20 protein-coding genes are annotated in these 19,125 nt (G+C 73.6%); 16 read left to right on the plus strand and 4 right to left on the minus strand.

Annotated elements, in window-relative coordinates:
• Nucleotides 1–337: 337 nt before the first annotated feature.
• The 11 genes from ACFXMG_RS20240 (at nucleotide 338) to ACFXMG_RS20290 (ending at nucleotide 12,142) form a co-directional block, all read left to right on the plus strand.
• Nucleotides 338–2,332, plus strand: coding sequence for a tetratricopeptide repeat protein (locus ACFXMG_RS20240; RefSeq protein ID WP_383828743.1), 1,995 nt, complete (start codon nucleotides 338–340; stop codon nucleotides 2,330–2,332).
• Between the two features lie 146 nt (nucleotides 2,333–2,478).
• Nucleotides 2,479–3,594 carry an alanine dehydrogenase gene (ald, locus tag ACFXMG_RS20245; protein ID WP_383828745.1) on the plus strand — a complete coding sequence of 372 codons (1,116 nt, stop codon included), beginning with the start codon at nucleotides 2,479–2,481 and terminating at the stop codon, nucleotides 3,592–3,594.
• Nucleotides 3,595–4,046: 452 nt separating this feature from the next.
• A complete protein-coding gene (locus ACFXMG_RS20250; protein ID WP_226651714.1) occupies nucleotides 4,047–5,090 on the plus strand; it encodes a ParA family protein in 1,044 nt (347 codons plus the stop codon).
• A complete protein-coding gene (locus tag ACFXMG_RS20255) occupies nucleotides 5,087–5,590 on the plus strand; it encodes a hypothetical protein (RefSeq protein WP_383828757.1) in 504 nt (167 codons plus the stop codon). The genes ACFXMG_RS20250 and ACFXMG_RS20255 overlap by 4 nt, the downstream gene beginning before the upstream one ends.
• A gap of 48 nt (nucleotides 5,591–5,638) precedes the next feature.
• The gene (locus ACFXMG_RS20260) at nucleotides 5,639–6,589 is read left to right on the plus strand and encodes a segregation and condensation protein A (protein WP_383828747.1); all 951 of its coding nucleotides are present in this window, start codon (nucleotides 5,639–5,641) and stop codon (nucleotides 6,587–6,589) included.
• The gene (scpB, locus tag ACFXMG_RS20265) at nucleotides 6,586–7,188 is read left to right on the plus strand and encodes an SMC-Scp complex subunit ScpB (RefSeq protein WP_383828749.1); all 603 of its coding nucleotides are present in this window, start codon (nucleotides 6,586–6,588) and stop codon (nucleotides 7,186–7,188) included. The genes ACFXMG_RS20260 and scpB overlap by 4 nt, the downstream gene beginning before the upstream one ends.
• On the plus strand, nucleotides 7,188–8,318 hold the full coding sequence (locus ACFXMG_RS20270; RefSeq protein WP_383828751.1) for a pseudouridine synthase: 1,131 nt from the start codon (nucleotides 7,188–7,190) through the stop codon (nucleotides 8,316–8,318). The genes scpB and ACFXMG_RS20270 overlap by 1 nt, the downstream gene beginning before the upstream one ends.
• A gap of 261 nt (nucleotides 8,319–8,579) precedes the next feature.
• Nucleotides 8,580–9,611 carry an AAA family ATPase gene (locus ACFXMG_RS20275; protein ID WP_383830589.1) on the plus strand — a complete coding sequence of 344 codons (1,032 nt, stop codon included), beginning with the start codon at nucleotides 8,580–8,582 and terminating at the stop codon, nucleotides 9,609–9,611.
• Nucleotides 9,608–10,336 carry an NUDIX domain-containing protein gene (locus ACFXMG_RS20280; RefSeq protein ID WP_383830592.1) on the plus strand — a complete coding sequence of 243 codons (729 nt, stop codon included), beginning with the start codon at nucleotides 9,608–9,610 and terminating at the stop codon, nucleotides 10,334–10,336. The genes ACFXMG_RS20275 and ACFXMG_RS20280 overlap by 4 nt, the downstream gene beginning before the upstream one ends.
• A complete protein-coding gene (locus tag ACFXMG_RS20285; protein WP_383830595.1) occupies nucleotides 10,333–11,346 on the plus strand; it encodes an ADP-ribosylglycohydrolase family protein in 1,014 nt (337 codons plus the stop codon). Before ACFXMG_RS20280 ends, ACFXMG_RS20285 begins: the two co-directional genes overlap by 4 nt.
• Nucleotides 11,347–11,371: 25 nt before the next feature.
• On the plus strand, nucleotides 11,372–12,142 hold the full coding sequence (locus ACFXMG_RS20290; RefSeq protein WP_383830598.1) for a DNA polymerase beta superfamily protein: 771 nt from the start codon (nucleotides 11,372–11,374) through the stop codon (nucleotides 12,140–12,142).
• Here the strand turns inward: ACFXMG_RS20290 and ACFXMG_RS20295 are convergent.
• From ACFXMG_RS20295 to ACFXMG_RS20305, 3 genes are read right to left on the minus strand one after another with little or no spacing between them, the layout of a single operon-like run.
• Nucleotides 12,122–12,811 carry a DNA polymerase beta superfamily protein gene (locus tag ACFXMG_RS20295; RefSeq protein WP_383830622.1) on the minus strand — a complete coding sequence of 230 codons (690 nt, stop codon included), beginning with the start codon at nucleotides 12,809–12,811 and terminating at the stop codon, nucleotides 12,122–12,124. The genes ACFXMG_RS20290 and ACFXMG_RS20295 overlap by 21 nt on opposite strands.
• A 16-nt stretch (nucleotides 12,812–12,827) precedes the next feature.
• On the minus strand, nucleotides 12,828–13,334 hold the full coding sequence (locus tag ACFXMG_RS20300) for a Rieske (2Fe-2S) protein (RefSeq protein ID WP_383830601.1): 507 nt from the start codon (nucleotides 13,332–13,334) through the stop codon (nucleotides 12,828–12,830).
• 55 nt (nucleotides 13,335–13,389) lie between these two features.
• Nucleotides 13,390–13,725, minus strand: a complete 336-nt coding sequence (locus tag ACFXMG_RS20305) for a DUF952 domain-containing protein (protein ID WP_383830604.1) — start codon at nucleotides 13,723–13,725, stop codon at nucleotides 13,390–13,392.
• Nucleotides 13,726–13,860: 135 nt separating this feature from the next.
• Here ACFXMG_RS20305 and ACFXMG_RS20310 point away from each other — a divergent pair, with 135 nt between their 5' ends.
• The 5 genes from ACFXMG_RS20310 (at nucleotide 13,861) to der (ending at nucleotide 18,621) form a co-directional block, all read left to right on the plus strand.
• Entirely contained in the window at nucleotides 13,861–14,316 is a 456-nt protein-coding gene (locus ACFXMG_RS20310; RefSeq protein ID WP_383830607.1) for a YidB family protein, read from the plus strand.
• Nucleotides 14,317–14,537: 221 nt separating this feature from the next.
• Nucleotides 14,538–15,626 carry a prephenate dehydrogenase gene (locus tag ACFXMG_RS20315; RefSeq protein WP_383830610.1) on the plus strand — a complete coding sequence of 363 codons (1,089 nt, stop codon included), beginning with the start codon at nucleotides 14,538–14,540 and terminating at the stop codon, nucleotides 15,624–15,626.
• Between the two features lie 155 nt (nucleotides 15,627–15,781).
• Entirely contained in the window at nucleotides 15,782–16,456 is a 675-nt protein-coding gene (gene cmk / locus ACFXMG_RS20320; protein ID WP_383830613.1) for a (d)CMP kinase, read from the plus strand.
• Nucleotides 16,411–17,097, plus strand: a complete 687-nt coding sequence (locus ACFXMG_RS20325; RefSeq protein ID WP_383830616.1) for a lysophospholipid acyltransferase family protein — start codon at nucleotides 16,411–16,413, stop codon at nucleotides 17,095–17,097. Before cmk ends, ACFXMG_RS20325 begins: the two co-directional genes overlap by 46 nt.
• A gap of 75 nt (nucleotides 17,098–17,172) precedes the next feature.
• Entirely contained in the window at nucleotides 17,173–18,621 is a 1,449-nt protein-coding gene (gene der, locus ACFXMG_RS20330; RefSeq protein ID WP_383830619.1) for a ribosome biogenesis GTPase Der, read from the plus strand.
• Nucleotides 18,622–18,729: 108 nt separating this feature from the next.
• Here der and ACFXMG_RS20335 read toward each other — a convergent pair whose 3' ends face one another.
• Entirely contained in the window at nucleotides 18,730–19,011 is a 282-nt protein-coding gene (locus ACFXMG_RS20335; RefSeq protein ID WP_383831066.1) for a hypothetical protein, read from the minus strand.
• Nucleotides 19,012–19,125: the final 114 nt, after the last annotated feature.

Below are 19,125 nucleotides of genomic sequence, written 5' to 3' on the forward strand. Positions count from 1 at the left end.
ACAACGGACGGCGCCTTGCCGGCGCCAGAGGCTTCCGTGCCTGAACCCGCACTGCCTGTGCGCCGCGCTCGCGCTGCGGGTCGGGGCGCGGAGCGCGGAGGTGCCGCTGAGGGCACCGTCCCGTGTGCCCACCCGTCCCGCCCTGCGGGACGATTGCCCACACGGGGCGAGGCGGGGGCGACGTGGGGCCGCCGGTGTGACTGTGTGCTGATCCGATCGGGGGATGTGTCCGCCGCGCTCCGCCGGGTCCGCCGCGGGGGCTGAACTACGCTCGTACACGCCCGTGCGGAGTCCCTCGCGGGATCGGCTCGTGCGCAGGTGGACGGGAGTGTGGCCCGTGACGGATCAGGCGGTGGCGGCGGCCGGCAGCCGGCAGTTCTACGGCCGGCAGCGGGAGTTGAAGGCCCTCCGCGCCGACATCGAGCGGACCGGTCTGGACACCCTCACCGGCCGCAAGGAGCCCCGCGCCCGCGTCCTCCTCGTCGCGGGGCGCCCCGGCTCCGGCCGCACCGCGCTCGCCGAGGAACTGATCGCCTCGGTCGCCTCCCGCTACCCCGACGGGGTCTACCGGGTCCGGCTCACCGAGCCCGGCGGGGAGCCCGTCCCCACCGCCCGCGCCGCCCGCGGACTCCTCCGCGACCTCGGGGTCGCCGAACCGCCCGGCGCCGCCGAGGACGAGCTGACCGAGCTCGTCCGCGAGGCGCTCGCCGGACGCCGGGCGGTGCTGCTGCTCGACGACGCCGTCGACGCCGAACAGGCCGATCCGCTGCTCCCCGACAACCCCGCCGCCCTCGTCGTCGCCGTCGCCCGGGGCCCGCTCACCGGCATCCCGGACGTCCGGCCCTGCACCCTCGGCGGGCTCGACGCGAAGTCCGCCATCGAACTGCTGACCTCCGCCACCGGCTCGGTCCGCATCACCGTCGACCCGCAGGCCGCCGAGGCCCTCGTGGAGGAGTGCGGCGGACTGCCCGGCGCGGTGGTCCTCGCCGGCGGCTGGCTGGCCGGCCGGCCCGAGACCTCCGTCGCCGACCTCGCGAAGCGGCTGCGCGGCCTGAACGGCGACCCCCTCACCCGTACCTTCCTCCTCGCCCACCAGGCGCTGCCCCAGCCGGCCGCCCGGATACTGCGCTACCTGGCGCTCGCCCCGCTCGGCCGGGCCGACGCCCACACCGCCTCCGCCCTGGCCGGCTGCTCGGTCCAGGCGGCGGCGACCACGCTCGCGGACTTCGCCCGCCTGGGCCTGGTCGCCGGGGCCGCCGACCCCGCCGACGGGCGGTACGAGGTCCCCGGCCATCTCGTCCCCCTGCTCCGCGCCCAGCTGGAGGAGCGCGACCGGCCCGCCGAGGTGCAGCTCGCCCGGGCTCGGATGCTGGAGCGGACCGTACGGCTCCTCCAGTCCTGCCGCGCGGTCACCGAACCCGAGGGCTCACCGGCCCGGCGCAAGCTCGCCGGACTGCCGCGCGCCCTGCGCTTCCCCACCCCCGACGACGCCGCGCGGTGGCTGGCCTCCCGCCGGACGGAGCTGCTGGCCTGCGCCCGGCTCGCCGTCGCCGACGGCGAACTGGACACGCTCGCCCGCCGGCTCATCGCCTCCCTGGTGCGCGCGCTCACCGCGCACGGCGGCGCCGAGGCCGCCGCCCCCGACCTGTACGGGCTGCACCGGCTCGTCCTCGACGTGGCCGAGCGGCGCGGACTGCACCGCGAGCGGGCCGCGGCCCTGCTCAACCTCGGCGACCTCGATGCCGGGACCGGCCGCGCGAAGGACGCTCTGCTGCGATATCGGTTGGCATGGGAGGCCGGAAGGCAAGCAAATGATCCGTACGCGACCGGTCGCGCAATGGAATCCGTAGGTGGCAGCTACCAGGAGCTCGGCGACTGGCAGCGGGCCGGCGACTGGTACGGCCGCGCCCTCGCCCAGCGCCTCGCCCACGACGAGCGGGCCGACCAGGCGCGCCTGTACGCCCGCCTCGGCGCCGTACAGACCTATGCCGGGCGGTACGGGGAGGCGCTGCGGCACTGGCGGGCGGCCGCGGCCGGATACCGCAGGCTCGGCGATCTCCCGGGCCACGCACGGGCGTTGAGCGAGGCGGCCCGGGTGCAGGAGTACGCGGGGCGTCCCGAGGAGTCGCTGCGCACCTGCGAGGAGGCGGTCGAGTGGGCCCGCCGCGCCCAGGACACCCGGCTCCAGGCGGCCCTCCAGCTGCGGCTCGCCGACACCCTCGACCGGCTCGGAGACCCCGCCGCGGCGCGGCTGCACCGGGCCGCGGCGGACCGTCTGCTGGAAACGGAACGCTTCGCCTACGAAATCCGCAGTGGGTCCGCAGAAGATTAGTACTTTGAAAGGCTAGACAGCGGGAACTCCTTCATTAGACTGGTTCCGCCGCGTTCGAACGTGGTCTGCCTCGGTGTGCCGCAGTGCATCCGGGTATGTATCGCAGTGCACCAGTTATCCCCCTGATTCAAGGACCGTGATCGACGATGAAGGTCGGCATCCCCCGCGAGGTCAAGAACAACGAGTTCCGCGTGGCCATCACCCCCGCCGGTGTCCACGAGCTCGTCCGCAACGGCCACCAGGTCTTCATCGAGCAGAACGCCGGCGTCGGCTCCTCGATCACGGACGAGGAGTACGTCGCCGCGGGCGCCCTGATCCTCCCCACCGCCGACGAGGTGTGGGCCACGGCCGACCTGCTGCTCAAGGTCAAGGAGCCGATCGCGGAGGAGTACCACCGCCTCCGCAAGGACCAGACGCTCTTCACCTACCTGCACCTGGCCGCTTCCAAGGAGTGCACGGACGCCCTCCTGGAGTCCGGCACCACCGCCATCGCCTACGAGACGGTCGAGACCGCGAACCGCGCGCTCCCGCTGCTCGCCCCGATGTCCGAGGTCGCGGGCCGCCTGGCCCCGCAGGTCGGCGCCTACCACCTGATGCGCCCGGCCGGCGGCCGCGGCGTCCTCCCCGGCGGCGTCCCCGGCACCCACGCCGGCAAGGCCGTCGTCATCGGCGGCGGCGTCTCCGGCTGGAACGCCACCCAGATCGCCGTCGGCATGGGCTTCCACGTGACCCTGCTCGACCGCGACATCAACAAGCTCCGCGAGGCCGACAAGATCTTCGGCACCCAGGTGCAGACGATGGTCTCCAACGCCTACGAGCTGGAGAAGGCCGTCGTCGAGGCCGACCTCGTCATCGGCGCCGTCCTCATCCCGGGCGCCAAGGCCCCGAAGCTGGTCACCAACGAGCTCGTCGCCAAGATGAAGCCCGGAAGTGTCCTTGTCGACATTGCGATCGACCAGGGCGGCTGCTTCGAGGACTCGTACCCGACCACCCACGCCGAGCCGACCTTCCAGGTCCACAACTCGGTCTTCTACTGCGTCGCCAACATGCCCGGCGCCGTCCCGAACACCTCCACCTACGCGCTCACCAACGCCACGCTGCCCTACATCGTGTCGCTGGCGAACAACGGCTGGGCCGAGGCGATCCGCCGCGACTCCGCCCTCGCCCTGGGTCTCAACACCCATGACGGCAAGGTGGTTTACAAGGAGGTCGCCGAGGCGCACGGCTACGAGCACGTCGAGCTGAGCACCCTCATCGGCTGACGCTCAGGCGCCCACCGGCGGTCCCGACGGGCCTCCCCGTCAACCCCACCGTCAATGTCACGCACCCGGCCGGACCTTGTTCGACAAGGTCCGGCCGGCTGTGTCTCCGGCCACGCCAAAACGTTCGGTCAACTCGCCTCGAACGTAACCCTTTAACCGTTTCGCACACCCCTGAAACGTGTGGATGCGTGGCTGCGCACCCTTGACAGAGGCGTCTTCGGTTGCCGACACAACCGGCCGGGTCCGGGCGATTGTGTTGCTGCGGAGCGGTGACACGCCATAGAGTCGCCAACCGTCGGCATGGTGCCACGCTGACCTATCGATAAATGTTCCTGGTCACGTCCAAGGAGGTAAGACGACTTGTGAATGAGTCGACATTTACTCCCGGGAGCGCTGCGCCAGGTGCCCCGGTCGGTTCCGTCGCGGTGCGGACCTTCGCGACGCACCAGCCCATGACGACAACCCACACGCTGAAGACGATGGACGGCCTACACGTGAACGCCACGGCCGGCAACGAGATGGGCCGAGAGTCCACCCACTTCGCCGCCTACGACGAGCTGCCCGAGGGGCACTTCTACGACCCCGACGCCGAGTACGAGCCCGACCCGGAGTACGCGGCCACCCTCGCGCCCGACGCTGCCCGCCAGCGCCGCGAGCGGATCGGCCCGACCGGACGGCCGCTGCCGTACTTCCCGATCCCGGGCCCGCTGACCGACCACGGTCCCGCCAAGATCATCGCGATGTGCAACCAGAAGGGCGGCGTCGGAAAGACCACGTCGACCATCAATCTGGGCGCCGCGCTCGCCGAGTACGGACGACGGGTGCTGCTCGTCGACTTCGACCCGCAGGGCGCCCTGTCGGTCGGCCTCGGCGTGAACCCGATGGAGCTCGACCTCACCGTCTACAACCTGCTCATGGAGCGGGGCATGTCGGCGGACGAGGTGCTGCTCAAGACGGCGGTCCCCAACATGGACCTGCTGCCGAGCAACATCGACCTCTCCGCCGCCGAGGTGCAGCTGGTCTCCGAGGTCGCGCGCGAGTCCACGCTCCAGCGCGCCCTCAAGCCGCTGATGAACGACTACGACTACATCGTGATCGACTGTCAGCCCTCGCTCGGCCTGCTGACCGTGAACGCCCTGACGGCGGCTCACAAGGTGATCGTGCCGCTGGAGTGCGAGTTCTTCGCGCTGCGCGGTGTCGCCCTGCTGACCGAGACCATCGAGAAGGTGCAGGAGCGGCTCAACCCCGAGCTGGAGCTCGACGGCATCCTCGCCACGATGTACGACTCCCGGACCGTCCACTCCCGCGAGGTGCTCGCGCGGGTCGTCGAGGCATTCGACGACCACGTGTACCACACGGTGATCGGCCGGACGGTGCGCTTCCCGGAGACCACGGTCGCCGGCGAGCCCATCACCACGTACGCCTCCAACTCCGTGGGCGCCGCCGCCTACCGCCAGCTCGCCAGGGAGGTGCTCGCCCGGTGTCACGCCGAGTGAGTCTGCCCGGAGCCGACGAACTCTTCCGTACGACCGGGGGGATGGCGCTTCAGTCGTCCTCGCCCCGCCGAACCGTTCCCGCTCCGGCGGGTGAGAGCGACACGGCGGCCGGCGCGGACGGCGGTGCCGCCGGCTCCGCCGAGCACGCGGCGGCCGACTCGGAGGCGGCCGAGCCGCGCGCCCGGGAGAACGAGCCGGTCCCCGCGCAGCAGCCCGCCCCCGTGAAGGCGGCCGCGCAGGCGGCCGCACCCGCACGGCGCCGGGGCCGGGCCGCCAACCGGCGCCCCAGCGGCCGGGAACGGCACGACGAGAAGATCACGGTCTACGTCTCCGCCGAGGAGCTGATGGACCTGGAGCACGCCCGGCTCGTGCTGCGCGGCGAGCACGGCCTCGCCGTCGACCGCGGCAGGATCGTCCGCGAGGCGGTCGCCGTGGTCCTGGCGGACCTGGAGTCCCGCGGCGACGCGAGCATCCTCGTCCGCCGTCTGCGCGGCCGCTGACGGTAGCCTGCGGGCGGCCCCGCCCCCGCACCCCTGGAACCGCCCCCGATGCACCCGCACGCTGACGAAACGTCCCGCCCACCGCGCCGCCGCGCGCTGGGACGGGGCGGCGGGCTGCCGGACGCGGAGCCGGAGGCCGTACCGGAGGTCGTACCGGCTCCTGAAGCGCCGGACGGCGAGGCCGGGGCCGTACCCCCCGAAGCGCCGGGGGACGGGCGGTTCACCGTGCGGCTGGCCAACTTCGAGGGGCCGTTCGATCTGCTGCTCCAGCTGATCACCAAACACAAGCTGGACGTCACCGAGGTCGCGCTCTCGCAGGTCACCGACGAGTTCATGGCCCACCTGCGGGCGCTCGGGCCGGACGGGGACCTCGACCAGACCACCGAGTTCCTGGTCGTCGCCGCCACCCTCCTGGACCTCAAGGCCGCCCGGCTGCTGCCCGCCGCCGAGGTCGAGGACGAGGCGGACCTCGTGCTCCTGGAGGCCCGGGACCTGCTCTTCGCGCGGCTCCTCCAGTACCGCGCGTACAAGCGGATCGCCGAGATCTTCGCCGAGCGCTGGGAGACCGAGGGCCGGCGCCACCCCCGCACCGTCGGCCTGGAGCCGCACCACGCCGAGCTGCTGCCCGAGGTCGTCATCTCCATCGGCGCCGAGGGCTTCGCGAAGCTCGCCGTGAAGGCCATGCAGCCCAGGGCCGAACCGCAGGTCTACGTCGACCACATCCACGCCCCGCTCGTCAGCGTCCAGGAGCAGGCGGGGATCGTCGCCGCCCTGCTGCGCGAGCGCGGCACCGCGCACTTCCGGGAGCTGATCGAGGACGCGGGGGACACCCTCACCGTCGTCGCCCGCTTCCTCGCCCTCCTGGAGCTCTACCGGGAGAAGGCCGTCTCCCTCGACCAGGAGGACCCCCTCGGCGACCTCACCGTCTCCTGGACCGGCGGCGACGGTGAGACCCGTGTCACGGCAGAGTTCGACCAGGAAGCACCGGAGCCCGCATGAGCGACCTCAAGCCCGCCCTCGAAGCCGTCCTCATGGTCGTCGACGAGCCCGCCACCGAGACCCACCTCGCCAAGGTCCTCGGCCGCACCCCGCGCGAGGTCGCCGACGCCCTGCACGAGCTGGCCGACGAGTACACCGCCGACGGGCGCGGCTTCGAGCTGCGCCGGGTCGCCGGCGGCTGGCGCTACTACACCCGCCCCGCCCACGCCGCCGCCGTCGAGTCCTTCGTCCTGGACGGCCAGCAGGCCCGGCTGACCCAGGCGGCCCTGGAGACCCTGGCGGTGGTCGCGTACCGCCAGCCGGTCAGCCGCTCCCGGGTCTCCGCCGTCCGCGGGGTCAACTGCGACGGCGTGATGCGGACCCTGCTCCAGCGGGGTCTGGTGGAGGAGGCGGGCGCGGAACCCGAAACAGGTGCGATCCTGTACAGGACGACGAACTACTTCCTGGAGCGGATGGGCCTGCGCGGCCTGGACGAGCTCCCGGAGCTCGCGCCCTTCCTCCCCGAGGCGGACGCGGTCGAACCGGATTCCCTGGAAGGCGTTCCGTCGTTCGATCCCGACAGGGACGAACCAGTGGACGAAGAGACGACGGAAGCGTGATGCGAAGCAGCAGCGGCAGGAACAGCGGAAACAACGGCGGGAGCCGTGGTGCCAAGAGCGGCGGCCGCGGCGACAACTACCGGGGAGCGGGCAACGGCCGCGACGAGCGCGGCCAGAGCGCCGGCCGCCCGCGCAAGGCCCGCCCCGAGGAGCGCAGCTACGACGTGAGCATGCCCTCCGACAGCCCCAAGGGCGGCACCGGCGCCCGCAAGGGCCGCGGCGACGCGGCCCGCGGCGGCGCCAAGGGCGGCCCGAAGCAGTCCCCCAGGCAGCAGCAGCAGCGGGGCGGCGGCCGCACGGCCGCGCCGTCGCGCTCGCGCGAGTACGACGCCCGGGCCGAGGAGCGCAACCGGGAGCGGTACGCGAACAAGCCCCAGGTCAAGACCCCCAAGACCTTCCCGGGCGCCGAGCAGGAGGGCGAGCGGCTCCAGAAGGTCCTGGCCCGCGCCGGCTACGGCTCGCGCCGCGCCTGCGAGGAGCTGATCGAGCAGGCCCGCGTCGAGGTCAACGGCGAGATCGTCCTGGAGCAGGGCCTCCGCGTGGCGGAGAGCGACGAGATCCGCGTCGACGGCCTGTCCGTCGCCACCCAGTCGTACCAGTTCTTCGCGCTGAACAAGCCGGCCGGCGTCGTCTCCACCATGGAGGACCCGGACGGCCGCCAGTGCCTGGGCGACTACGTCACCAACCGCGAGACCCGGCTCTTCCACGTCGGCCGGCTCGACACGGAGACCGAGGGCATCATCCTGCTCACCAACCACGGCGAGCTGGCCCACCGTCTCACCCACCCCAAGTACGGGGTGAAGAAGACCTACCTCGCCGCCGTCACCGGCCCGCTGCCCCGCGAGGTCGGCAAGCGGCTCAAGGACGGCATCGAGCTGGAGGACGGCTACGCCCGCGCCGACCACTTCCGCGTGGTCGAGCAGCTCGGCAAGAACTACCTGGTCGAGGTCGTGCTCCACGAGGGCCGCAAGCACATCGTGCGCCGCATGCTCGCCGAGGCGGGCTTCCCGGTGGAGAAGCTGGTCCGCACCGCCTTCGGCCCCATCGGGCTGGGCGACCAGAAGTCGGGCTGGCTGCGCCGCCTGTCCAACACCGAGGTCGGCATGCTGATGAAGGAAGTCGGCCTGTAAGGGTTCCGGCGAGGTTCTTCCGGCAGGAGGCCCGTGCCCCGCGCGATCCGCGCGGGGCACGGGCCTCCTCCCATGTCCGGCCTTGTGTCCGGGGCCCGCCGTCTTTTATAGTCAAGGTGACTCTTAAGGAGCCGGCATGAACCTCTCCACCGTCCTCGCCGACCACGGCCGGCGGACCTGGGCCCACGGGGGTGGACCAGGGACGCGGCCGTCGGCGGCGAGGACGGTGGAGACCCTCCGGCGACCTCCGGAGGTGACCTCATGAGCGGTACGCGCCACGGGCACGGCCTCGTCCCCGGCCGGTTCCGCCCGCCCCACGCCGGCCACCACTTCCTCGTCCGCACCGCCCTCGACCGCTGCGCGCGCGTCACCGTCCTCGTCACCGGCTCCGCCGAGGACCCGCCGCCGCTGACGCTGGAGGAGCGGGTGGGATGGATGCGCGAGATCCACCCCGAGGCCCTGGTCGTCGGCGCCGACCTCACCGGACACCCGGCCTCGGTGGAGACCGTCCTGACCGCCGTGACCGAGCCCGTCGACGCGCTGTTCACCTCGGCGCCGGACGGGAACGCGCTCGCCCGAAGGCTCGGCGCCGTCCACGTCCTCGTCGACCCCGAGCGCCGCACCCACCCCGTCTCCGGCGCCGACGTCCGCGCCGACCCCGCCGCCCACTGGGAGGAGCTGGCCGCGCCCGTACGGGCCGCGCTCACCCGCCGGGTCGTCGTCCTCGGCGCCGGCTCCACCGGCACCACCACCCTGGCCCGCGCCCTCGCCGCCCACTACCGGCGGCGCGGCGGCGTCTGGGCGCGCACCCGGTACGTCCCCGACGCCGGGTACGCGTACGGACCGGGGCGCGAGGCGGGAGCCGGCACCGGGACCCGTACGCGCTCCGCCGACTTCGCCGTCCTCGCGCAGGAGCAGGCCGAGCGGGAGGAGGAGGCCGCCCGCGCGGGCTCGCCCCTCCTCGTCTGCGACACCGACGCCTTCACCGCCACCGTCCGGCACGAGCGCCGCCTCGGCACCGCCAGCCCCGACACCGGCGCCGTCGCCGCCCGGGGCCGGCACCACCTCTGGCTCCTCACCGACCACCGGGGCGTCCGCGCCGGGGAGGGCGACGCGGACGGCCTGCGGGCCTGGACCACCGCCCGCCTCCTCACCCGGCTCAGCCACAGCGGCCGCCGCACCGTCGTCCTCACCGGCCCCCACGAGGAACGCCTCGCCACCGCCGTCGCCGCCGTCGACGCGCTCCTCGCCGAGGGCGCGCACCTCACCGCACCCCTTCCGGAGCGCCGATGAACCCCCCCGAGGGGTACGACCCCCGGGCCTTCGAGCCCTTCGCCGTCACCGTCGACCTCGCCGTCCTCACCGTCCGCGCGGGACGGCTGCACGTCCTCCTCGTCCAGCGCGGCCAGGAACCGTACGCCGGTGCCTGGGCGCTCCCCGGCGGCTTCGTGCTGCCCCGCGAGTCCGCCGGCGCCGCCGCGCGCCGCGAGCTCGCCGAGGAGACCGGGCTGCCCGGCGCCACCGTCGCCGGACTCCACCTCGAACAGCTCCGCACCTACACCGAACCCGACCGCGACCCGAGGATGCGGGTCGTCTCGGTCGCGTACACGGCGCTCGTCCCCGACCTGCCCGAACCGCGCGGCGGCGGCGACGCCGCGGAGGCCCGCTGGCTGCCCTACGACGAGGTCCCGCCGCTCGCCTTCGACCACGACCGCATCCTCGCCGACGCCCGGACGCGCGTCGGCGCCAAGCTGGAGTACACCTGCCTCGCCACCGCCTTCTGCCCGCCCGAGTTCACCCTCGGCGAGCTGCGGGAGGTGTACGAGACGGTCTGGGGCGTCCCGCTGGACCGCCCCAACTTCCGGCGCAAGGTCCTCACCACGCCCGGCTTCGTCGAGGCCCTGGAAGGACCGCCGCGCCGCACCGGCGGACGGGGGAAACCGGCCGCGCTCTACCGGGCGGGAGAGGCCACGGCCCTCCACCCGCCACTGCTCCGACCGGAAGGACGAACCACATGACCCTCCGCATGACCAAGCAGGCCGCGACGGGGACGCTGATGGGGCTGGCGCTGGGGGACGCGCTGGGCCGCCTCACCGAGTTCATCGACGTACCGAAGATCACCAGCTGGTACGGGCCCTGGCGTGAGCTGCCGCTGCCCGACGACGGCAAGATCACCGACGACACCCAGATGACCCTGTCGGTGGCCCGGGCCCTCCGTGCCTGCCAGGAACGCGGGGTGGCCGGGCCGGAACGGTTCGCCGACACCCTGCGCAAGGAGTTCGTCGACTGGTACCGCTCGCCCGAGAACAACCGGGCCCCGGGCCGCACCTGCCTGATGGCCTGCGGCCTCCTCACCACCGACCGCCGCTGGCAGGACGCCAGTCAGATCCACTCCAAGGGCTGCGGCGCCAACATGCGGGTCGCGCCCCTCGGCCTGATGCGCGAGTACGGGGAGGCCGCCGCGGGGGCCGCCCAGCTCCAGGCCGCGCTCACCCACGGGCACCCCACCGGGCTCGCCGCCTCCGACCTCACCGCGCGGGCCGTGTGGCTGCTCGCCCAGGGGGTCGACCCGGCCGGGCTCGTCGGACAGCTGCGCTCGTACGCGTACGAGAACCGCGACCGGTACCACGAGCGGTGGCTCGGCGACCTGTGGACCCGCTCCCAGGACCCCGACGCCCTGCACTTCGTCCGGCGCGGCTGGGACGAGTGCCTCGCCGTGCTCGAACGGCTCGACGCCGTGCAGCGCACCGCCGACCCGGAGCTCGACCCCTGTACGTACACGGGCGACGGGTGGATCGCGGAGGAGGCGCTCGCCACCGGGCTGCTCTGCTTCCTGCTCTTCCCCGGCGAGCCGCTGACCGCGCTGCGCCGGGCCGCCTGCACGCGCGGCGACTCCGACTCGATCGCCGCCCTCGCCGGAGCCTTCGCCGGGGCGCACCTCGGCGCCGCCGCCTGGCCGGAGGCGTGGACCGCGCGGATCGAGCACCGGGACGAGCTGCTGGCCCTCGGGGCCCTCTGGGACGCGTGAGCGGAGTCTGGGAGGCTGTGGGCCCATGACGCTCACCCTTGAGGCCCACCAGGCCGAACTGACCTCCGTGGTGGCCGGGGAACCGGACCCCCTCCTCTTCGCCACGGTCTCCGGTGCCCACCTGTACGGCTTCCCCTCCCAGGACTCCGACGTGGACCTGCGGGGCGCCCACCTGCTCCCGGCGGAGGCGCTGGTCGGGCTCCGCGAGCCCGAGGAGACCCGGGACCGGATGTGGGACCGGGACGGCGTCGAGATGGACCTCGTCACGCACGACCTGCGGAAGTTCGCCCGGCTGATGCTGCGCCGCAACGGCTACGTCCTGGAGCAGCTCACCTCGCCGCTGGTCGTGCACACCACCCCGGTCCACGCCGAGCTGACCGCGCTCGTGCCCGGGGTGCTCACCTCCCACCACGCCCACCACTACCGGGGCTTCGCCGCGACCCAGTGGCGGCTCTTCGAGAAGAACGGCGAGCTGAAGCCGCTGCTCTACACCTACCGGGCGCTGCTCACCGGCATCCACCTGATGCGCTCGGGCGAGGTCCAGGCCCATCTGCCGACCCTCGTCGGGGAGGTGCCGGAGGCCCCCGCGCGGATCCCCGACCTGGTCGCCGCGAAGACGGCCGCCGAGCACGGCGCCGCCGGGGTCGTGACGGAGGACGTACGAGCCGAGGTGGAGGCGCTGCACGGGACGCTCGACGCGGCGCAGGAGTCCTCGGGACTCGCCGACGCGGTCCGCGCCGGCGACGCCCTCCACGACCTCGTCGTACGGGCCCGGCTAGACGTCCTGAAGGGCTGAGGCGCGGCGGGCGCGGACCAGGAGGTCCTGCACGCGCGCGTGGTCGGGGGCGGCGGGCAGCGGGCTGGTGTCGAGGGCGGTGTCGGCCTCGTCCTGGAGGCGGTTCATCCAGGTCTCGACCTCCGGCCAGGTGAGCTCGCCGCGCTTGACGGCGAGCAGCCGCTCGCGGTCCTCGCCCACGTCGATCCGCAGCTCGCCGGTGCGGAGCAGGTCCCGGCAGCTGCGGAGCAGGCGCAGCAGGTGCATGGCGTGCTTCCAGCGCGGATGCCCGTACTGGCGGACGTCCGCCTCCAGCTTGCGGCGCTGGCCGCCCGCGTACCGCACGAAGGTGCCGTGCGCCTGGCGGGAGAGGAAGGCGCCGCGCAGGGCGAGGAGTTCGTGGCCCCACTCGGTGGTGTGGGTGACGAGGGGGGAGTGGAGGCACTCCAGGACGTTGGGGTTGTTCCGGAGGGCCAGCTCGCAGAAGCGTTCCAGCTCCCAGCTGAACTGCTCCGGGGCCGGGCCCTCCACATGTGCCGGAGGCTTGTCGAAGCGCCAGAACAGCGGCGTCGGGGCGAGGTAGACGCCCCGCACGTCGGTGTCGCTGTCCTCGGTCGCCAGACCGAAGGCGCGCGAGCCCATCACGCAGGCGTAGACGGTGTGCTCGCGCACCAGTGCCTCGGGGGACATGTCCATGGCGGTCAGGCTACGCGAGGGTGATCGTCTCCCCGGAGACGGTGATCTCCTCGGCGGGCAGCGGCCGGGGCGCGGGCCCCGCCTTCACCGCCCCGTCGGTGATGGCGAACTTCGAGCCGTGGCACGGGCAGTCGATCGTGCCGTCCGCCACCTTGTTCACCGTGCAGCCCTGGTGGGTGCAGATCGCCGAGAACGCCTTGAACTCGCCCTCGGTCGGCTGGGTGACGACCACCTTGCGGTCCGCGAAGACCGTGCCGCCGCCCACCGGGATCTCCGAGGTGCTCGCCAGCGGGGTGCCGGCCGGGCCCGTCGTGGTCGCGGTCGCCGTGCCGGTGGGCTCGGTCGCGGTCTGCTCCGCGGTGGCGGTCGGCGAGGTGGTGGCCGGGGCGCTCGTCTCCGTACCGCCGTCGCCGCCCCCGCCGTCCGAGCCGCAGCCGGTGGTCGTCGCCGCGGTCGCCGTCGTGAGGGCCGCGGCGGCGAGGAGGACCGTCCGGCGGGGTGTCGTCCGTGAAGTCATACGGCCCAGCTTCGCGCCGTCCGGGCCACCGCCCCCGCAACACGCCGGACCCGGGCTACACCCGGGGCGCCAACTCCCTCGCACGGCCGTCCGCGTCCCGCAGCACCTCCAGGACGGCGGTCACCGCGGCCCGCTCGACCGGGCCGTACACGTGCGGGAAGAGCCGGCCCTCCGCGCCCTCCCAGCGGACCTCCCCGGAGAGCAGGGACTCGTCGATGACCAGCACCAGGAGGGGGCCGGGCACCTTCCGGTAGTGGGCGTCGGCGATCGCCAGGGCGGCCCGCTCGTCCGGCGAGCAGTGCACGAAGCCCTCGGCGGCGAGCGACGGCGGGGCGTAGGGGAGACCGGGGTCCGCGGACCACTCGGCCAGCGGTACGACATGGAGCAGCATCCGCCCTTTCTACCGGGTCGCCGGTCCGCGCTCGGGTCCGCTCTTACGCCGGGTGGCGGAATGGGTCGGTATGGGTGAGATTGGGGCTGTTCCGCCCCGGTCCTCGCCGGGGCGCTCCGCACGAAAGGCAGAACCATGGCGGGAAACGATCTCGGCAGTCTCCTCGGCTCCCTGCTCGGCGGGGGCGGAGGGCAGGGCGGCAGCGGAGGGGCCGGCGGCATCCTGGGCTCCCTGCTCGGCGCCCTCACGAGCGGCGGTCAGGGGAGCGGCGGCGCGGCCGGTGCGGCCGGTGCGGCAGGCCAGAACCCGCTCGGCGGGCTCCTCGACATGCTCACGAAGTCCGGCCTCGCCGACCAGGCCCAGTCCTGGATCGGCACCGGCGACAACAAGCCCGTCGACGGCGCCCAGATCGCCCAGGCCCTCCCCGACGAGACCCTCCAGAAGGTCGCGCAGGAGGCCGGGGTCACCCCGCAGCAGGCCGCCGACGAGATCGCGCAGTCGCTGCCGCAGGCCGTCGACAAGCTGACGCCGGGCGGATCGCTGCCGCAGGGCGGCTCGCTGGAGGACATCATCCGGTCCCAGAAGCTCTGAGCCCGGGTCCGTACCCCTGGGCCGTACCCCTGGGCCGTACCCCGGGATCCGTACCCCGGGTCCGTACCCCGGCTCCGCGCCCGCCCCGCGTCCCGCAGGGCGGGCGCACGCGCGCGTGGGCCCGGCGGCTGACTAGGCTGGGCCCCTGCCCGCCCCGCCCCGTACGCCACAGCGGGCAGGGGCCCCGCCCCACGAACCCGCGCCCCCAAGGACATCGCCCCGTGAGAACAGCGCTCGTCATCGGTACCGGACTGATCGGCACCTCCGCCGCCCTCGCCCTCGCCGGCCGGGGCGTCACGGTCCACCTCCGCGACCACGACCCGGCGAGCGCCCTGACCGCCGCGTCCCTCGGGGCGGGCACCGACGCGGAGCCCGAGGGCCCGGTGGACCTCGCGATCGTCGCCGTACCGCCGGCGCACGTCGCCGCCACCCTCGCCGAGGCCATGCGCGCGGGGGCCGCCCGCGCCTACCTCGACGTGGCCAGCGTCAAAGGCGGCCCGCGGCGGGAGCTGGAGGCGATGGACCTCGACCTCGCCCCGTACATCGGCAGCCATCCCATGTCCGGCAAGGAGCGCTCGGGCCCGCTCGCGGCCACCGCCGACCTCTTCGAGGGCCGGCCCTGGGTGCTCACCCCGACCCGGGACACCGACACCGAGGTCCTCAACCTCGCGCTGGAGCTCGTCGCGTTCTGCCGGGCCGTGCCCGTCGTCATGGACGCCGACGCCCACGACCGCGCCGTCGCCCTCGTCTCCCACACCCCGCAGCTCGTCTCCTCGATGGTCGCGGCGCGCCTGGAAGAGGCCGAGGAGTCGGCCGTACGCCTCTGCGGGCAGGGGATACGGGACGTCACGAGGATCGCCGCTTCCGACCCGCGCATGTGGATCGAGATCCTCGCCGCCAACCCCGGCCCCGTCGCCGACGTCCTCTCCGGCGTCGCGGCGGACCTGGACGAGACGGTACGGGCGCTGCGGGCGCTCCAGTCCACGGACGAGGAGAAGCGGCGGGCGGGCGCCACCGGCGTCGAGGACGTGCTGCGGCGCGGCAACGCCGGGCGGGCCCGGGTGCCCGGCAAGCACGGCGCCGCGCCCACCGCGTACGAGACCGTCGCCGTCCTCATCAGCGACCGGCCCGGCGAGCTGGCCCGCATCTTCGCGGACGCCGGCCGGGCGGGGGTCAACATCGAGGACGTCCGCATCGAGCACGCGACCGGCCAGCAGGCGGGCCTCGTCCAGCTCATGGTCGACCCCAAGGCTGCCCCGGCCCTCTCCCAGGCCCTCCAGTCGCAGGGGTGGGCCCTCCGCACCCCCTAGACGCCCGTCACCTCCTGAGACGCCCGTCACCCTCAGGGGCGCCGGAACGGGGGGCGGGGAACCGTTGGGCCGGACGGGGTGGGGGACTCGGTAACCTTGTAGGGGTCCCGGACTGCCGCCGGGGTCGCCGCTCCCCCAGGAAGGTCCCCCTCACCGTGGAATCCGTGATCGTCGCCATCGACGGCCCCTCCGGCACGGGCAAGTCGAGCACCTCGAAGGCGGTCGCCGCCAAGCTGGGGCTGAACTACCTGGACACCGGTGCCCAGTACCGGGCGATCACCTGGTGGATGATCAGCAACGGGATCGACGTGAACGACGCCGTGGCCGTCGCCGACGCCTCCGGCAAGCCCGTCATCGTCTCCGGCACCGACCCGTCCCGCCCGACCATCACGGTCGACGGCGTCGACGCGTCCGGCCCGATCCGGACCGAGGAGGTCACCTCCCGGGTCAGCGCGGTCAGCGCCGTCCCCGAGGTCCGCGCGCTCATCACCGAGCTCCAGCGCGGCATCGCCCGCGAGGCCGTGCCCGGCATCGTCGTCGAGGGCCGGGACATCGGCACGACCGTCCTGCCCGACGCCGACCTCAAGATCTTCCTCACCGCCTCGCCCGAGGCCCGCGCCGCCCGCCGCTCCGGCGAGCTGAAGGGCGCCGACGTGCGGGCCACGCAGGAGGCCCTGGTCAAGCGGGACGCGGCGGACTCCAGCCGCAAGACCTCCCCGCTCGCCAAGGCCGGGGACGCGGTCGAGGTCGACACCACCGAGCTCACCCTCGACCAGGTCATCGAGTGCGTCGTCACCCTCGTCGAGGAGAAGCGGACGGCCGCCAAGTGACCCAGCCCTCGGCGAAGGGCGCCGCCGTCGGCCGTCGCATCGGCATCGGGCTGATGTACGGCTTCTGGAAGCCGCGTGTCCTCGGCGCCTGGCGGGTCCCGGCCTCCGGCCCCGTCATCCTCGCCGTCAACCACGCGCACAACATCGACGGCCCCATGCTCATGGGCACCGCCCCGCGCCCCGTGCACTTCCTCATCAAGAAGGAGGCGTTCGTCGGGCCGCTGGGCAACTTCCTGGAAGGCATCGGACAGCTCAAGGTCGACCGGGACTCCACCGACCGCCACGCGATAGGCAACGCGCTCGGCGTGCTGGAGCAGGGCGGTGTCCTCGGGATCTTCCCCGAGGGGACCCGCGGCGAGGGCGACTTCGCCTCGCTCCGCGTCGGTCTCGCCTACTTCGCCGTCCGCAGCGGCGCCCCGATCGTCCCGGTCGCGGTGCTGGGCAGCACCGAGCGGCCCGGACGGCTGGTGAAGGGGCTGCCGGCCCTCCGCAGCCGGGTGGACGTCGTCTTCGGCGACGCCTTCGACGCCGGGGACGGCAGCGGGCGGCGTACCCGCAAGGCGCTGGACGAGGCCACGCTCCGCATCCAGGAGCACCTCACCGGCCACCTGAAAAACGCCAGGCGCCTCACCGGGCGCTGAGTGACACTTCAGTAGTGGGACCACGGCTCCGGCCGGCCGGGACCACCGACCACGAATGATCAAGGAACGGACTTCATGAACGACCAGCACGACCACGGGGCACTTGGCGACGCCGAGTACGCGGAGTTCATGGAGCTCGCCGCGGAAGAGGGCTTCGACGTCGAGGCCGTCGAGGAGGCGATCGAGGAGGCGGGCCACGGCCCGCTCCCCGTCCTCGCCGTCGTCGGCCGCCCGAACGTCGGCAAGTCGACCCTGGTGAACCGCATCATCGGGCGCCGCGAGGCGGTCGTCGAGGACAAGCCCGGCGTCACCCGCGACCGCGTCACCTACGAGGCCGAGTGGGCGGGCCGCCGCTTCAAGGTCGTCGACACCGGCGGCTGGGAGCAGGACGTCCTCGGCATCGACGCCTCCGTCGCCACCCAGGCCGAGTACGCCATCGAGGCCGCGGACGCCTGCCTCTTCGTCGTGGACGCCACCGTCGGCGCCACCGACACCGACGAGGCCGTCGTCAAGCTGCTCCGCCGCGCCGGCAAGCCGGTCGTCCTGGCCGCCAACAAGGTCGACGGCCAGTCCGGCGAGGCCGACGCGGCCACGCTCTGGTCGCTGGGCCTCGGCGAGCCGTTCCCCGTCTCCTCGCTGCACGGCCGCGGCACCGGCGACCTCCTCGACGAGGTCCTGAAGAAGCTGCCCGAGGCCCCCGAGCAGACCTTCGGCAAGGCCGTCGGCGGCCCCCGCCGCATCGCCCTCATCGGCCGCCCCAACGTCGGCAAGTCCTCCCTGCTCAACAAGGTCGCCCGCGAGGACCGCGTGGTCGTCAACGAGCTGGCCGGCACCACCCGCGACCCGGTCGACGAGCTCATCGAGCTCGGCGGCGTGACCTGGAAGTTCGTCGACACCGCCGGCATCCGCAAGAAGGTCCACCTCCAGGCCGGCGCCGACTACTACGCCTCCCTCCGCACGGCCGCCGCCGTGGAGAAGGCCGAGGTCGCGGTCATCCTCATCGACACCACCGACAACATCTCGGTCCAGGACCAGCGGATCATCACGATGGCCGTCGAGTCCGGCCGCGCCATCGTCATCGCGTACAACAAGTGGGACGAGCTCGACGAGGAGCGCCGTTACTACCTGGAGCGCGAGATCGAGACGGAGATGCAGCAGGTCGCCTGGGCGCCCCGGGTCAACGTCTCCGCGAAGACCGGCCGCCACATGGAGAAGCTGGTCCCGGCCATCGAGACCGCCCTCGCCGGCTGGGAGACCCGCGTCCCCACCGGCCGGCTCAACGCCTTCCTCGGCGAGCTGGTCGCGGCCCACCCGCACCCGATCCGCGGCGGCAAGCAGCCCCGCATCCTCTTCGGCACCCAGGCCGGCACCAAGCCCCCGCGCTTCGTGCTCTTCGCCTCCGGCTTCCTGGAGGCCGGCTACCGCCGCTTCATCGAGCGCCGGCTGCGCGAGGAGTTCGGCTTCGAGGGCACCCCGATCCACATCTCGGTCCGCGTGCGCGAGAAGCGCGGCAAGAAGAAGTGACCCGCGCGGGGGCGACCCCGCACCGGAGCACGGCCGAGGGCCGGAGTCGTACCGACACGACTCCGGCCCTCGGCCGTTCCTCCGCCCGCGCCCGGGGGCGCGGAGGCTTCAGACGCTTCTGCGCGGTCCCGGGGGCAGCGCCGCCTGCGGGGGGTGGTGCTGGGGCGTCGACCAGGCCGACGGGTACGCCGCGTGCTGGCCGTAGAGCCCCGAGAGGCCCGTGCTCATCGCCGTGCCGAAGGCCCGGAACGCCAGGCCCTCCTCGCCGCTGCGGTCACCCGGGAGCGTGCGGAACGACCGGAGGTACTCCGAGTACAGGGCGTCGAAGATCGGCGTCGTCGAGTACCCGGCCGGAACGTCCTGCGCCGGGCGCATGGCGGGGATCGGCATCGGATAAGGCTGGGGGAAGGGGTCGTATGGGTGCACGTAGGTGCCAACGACCCCGCCGTCCGTCGGATGCGGGCGGCTCTCCGAAAGAGGGGCCCGCCGGGGACGGGGGACGGT

It is taken from the genome of Streptomyces sp. NPDC059201 (genome assembly GCF_042754585.1).
Lineage (GTDB): Bacteria > Actinomycetota > Actinomycetes > Streptomycetales > Streptomycetaceae > Streptomyces.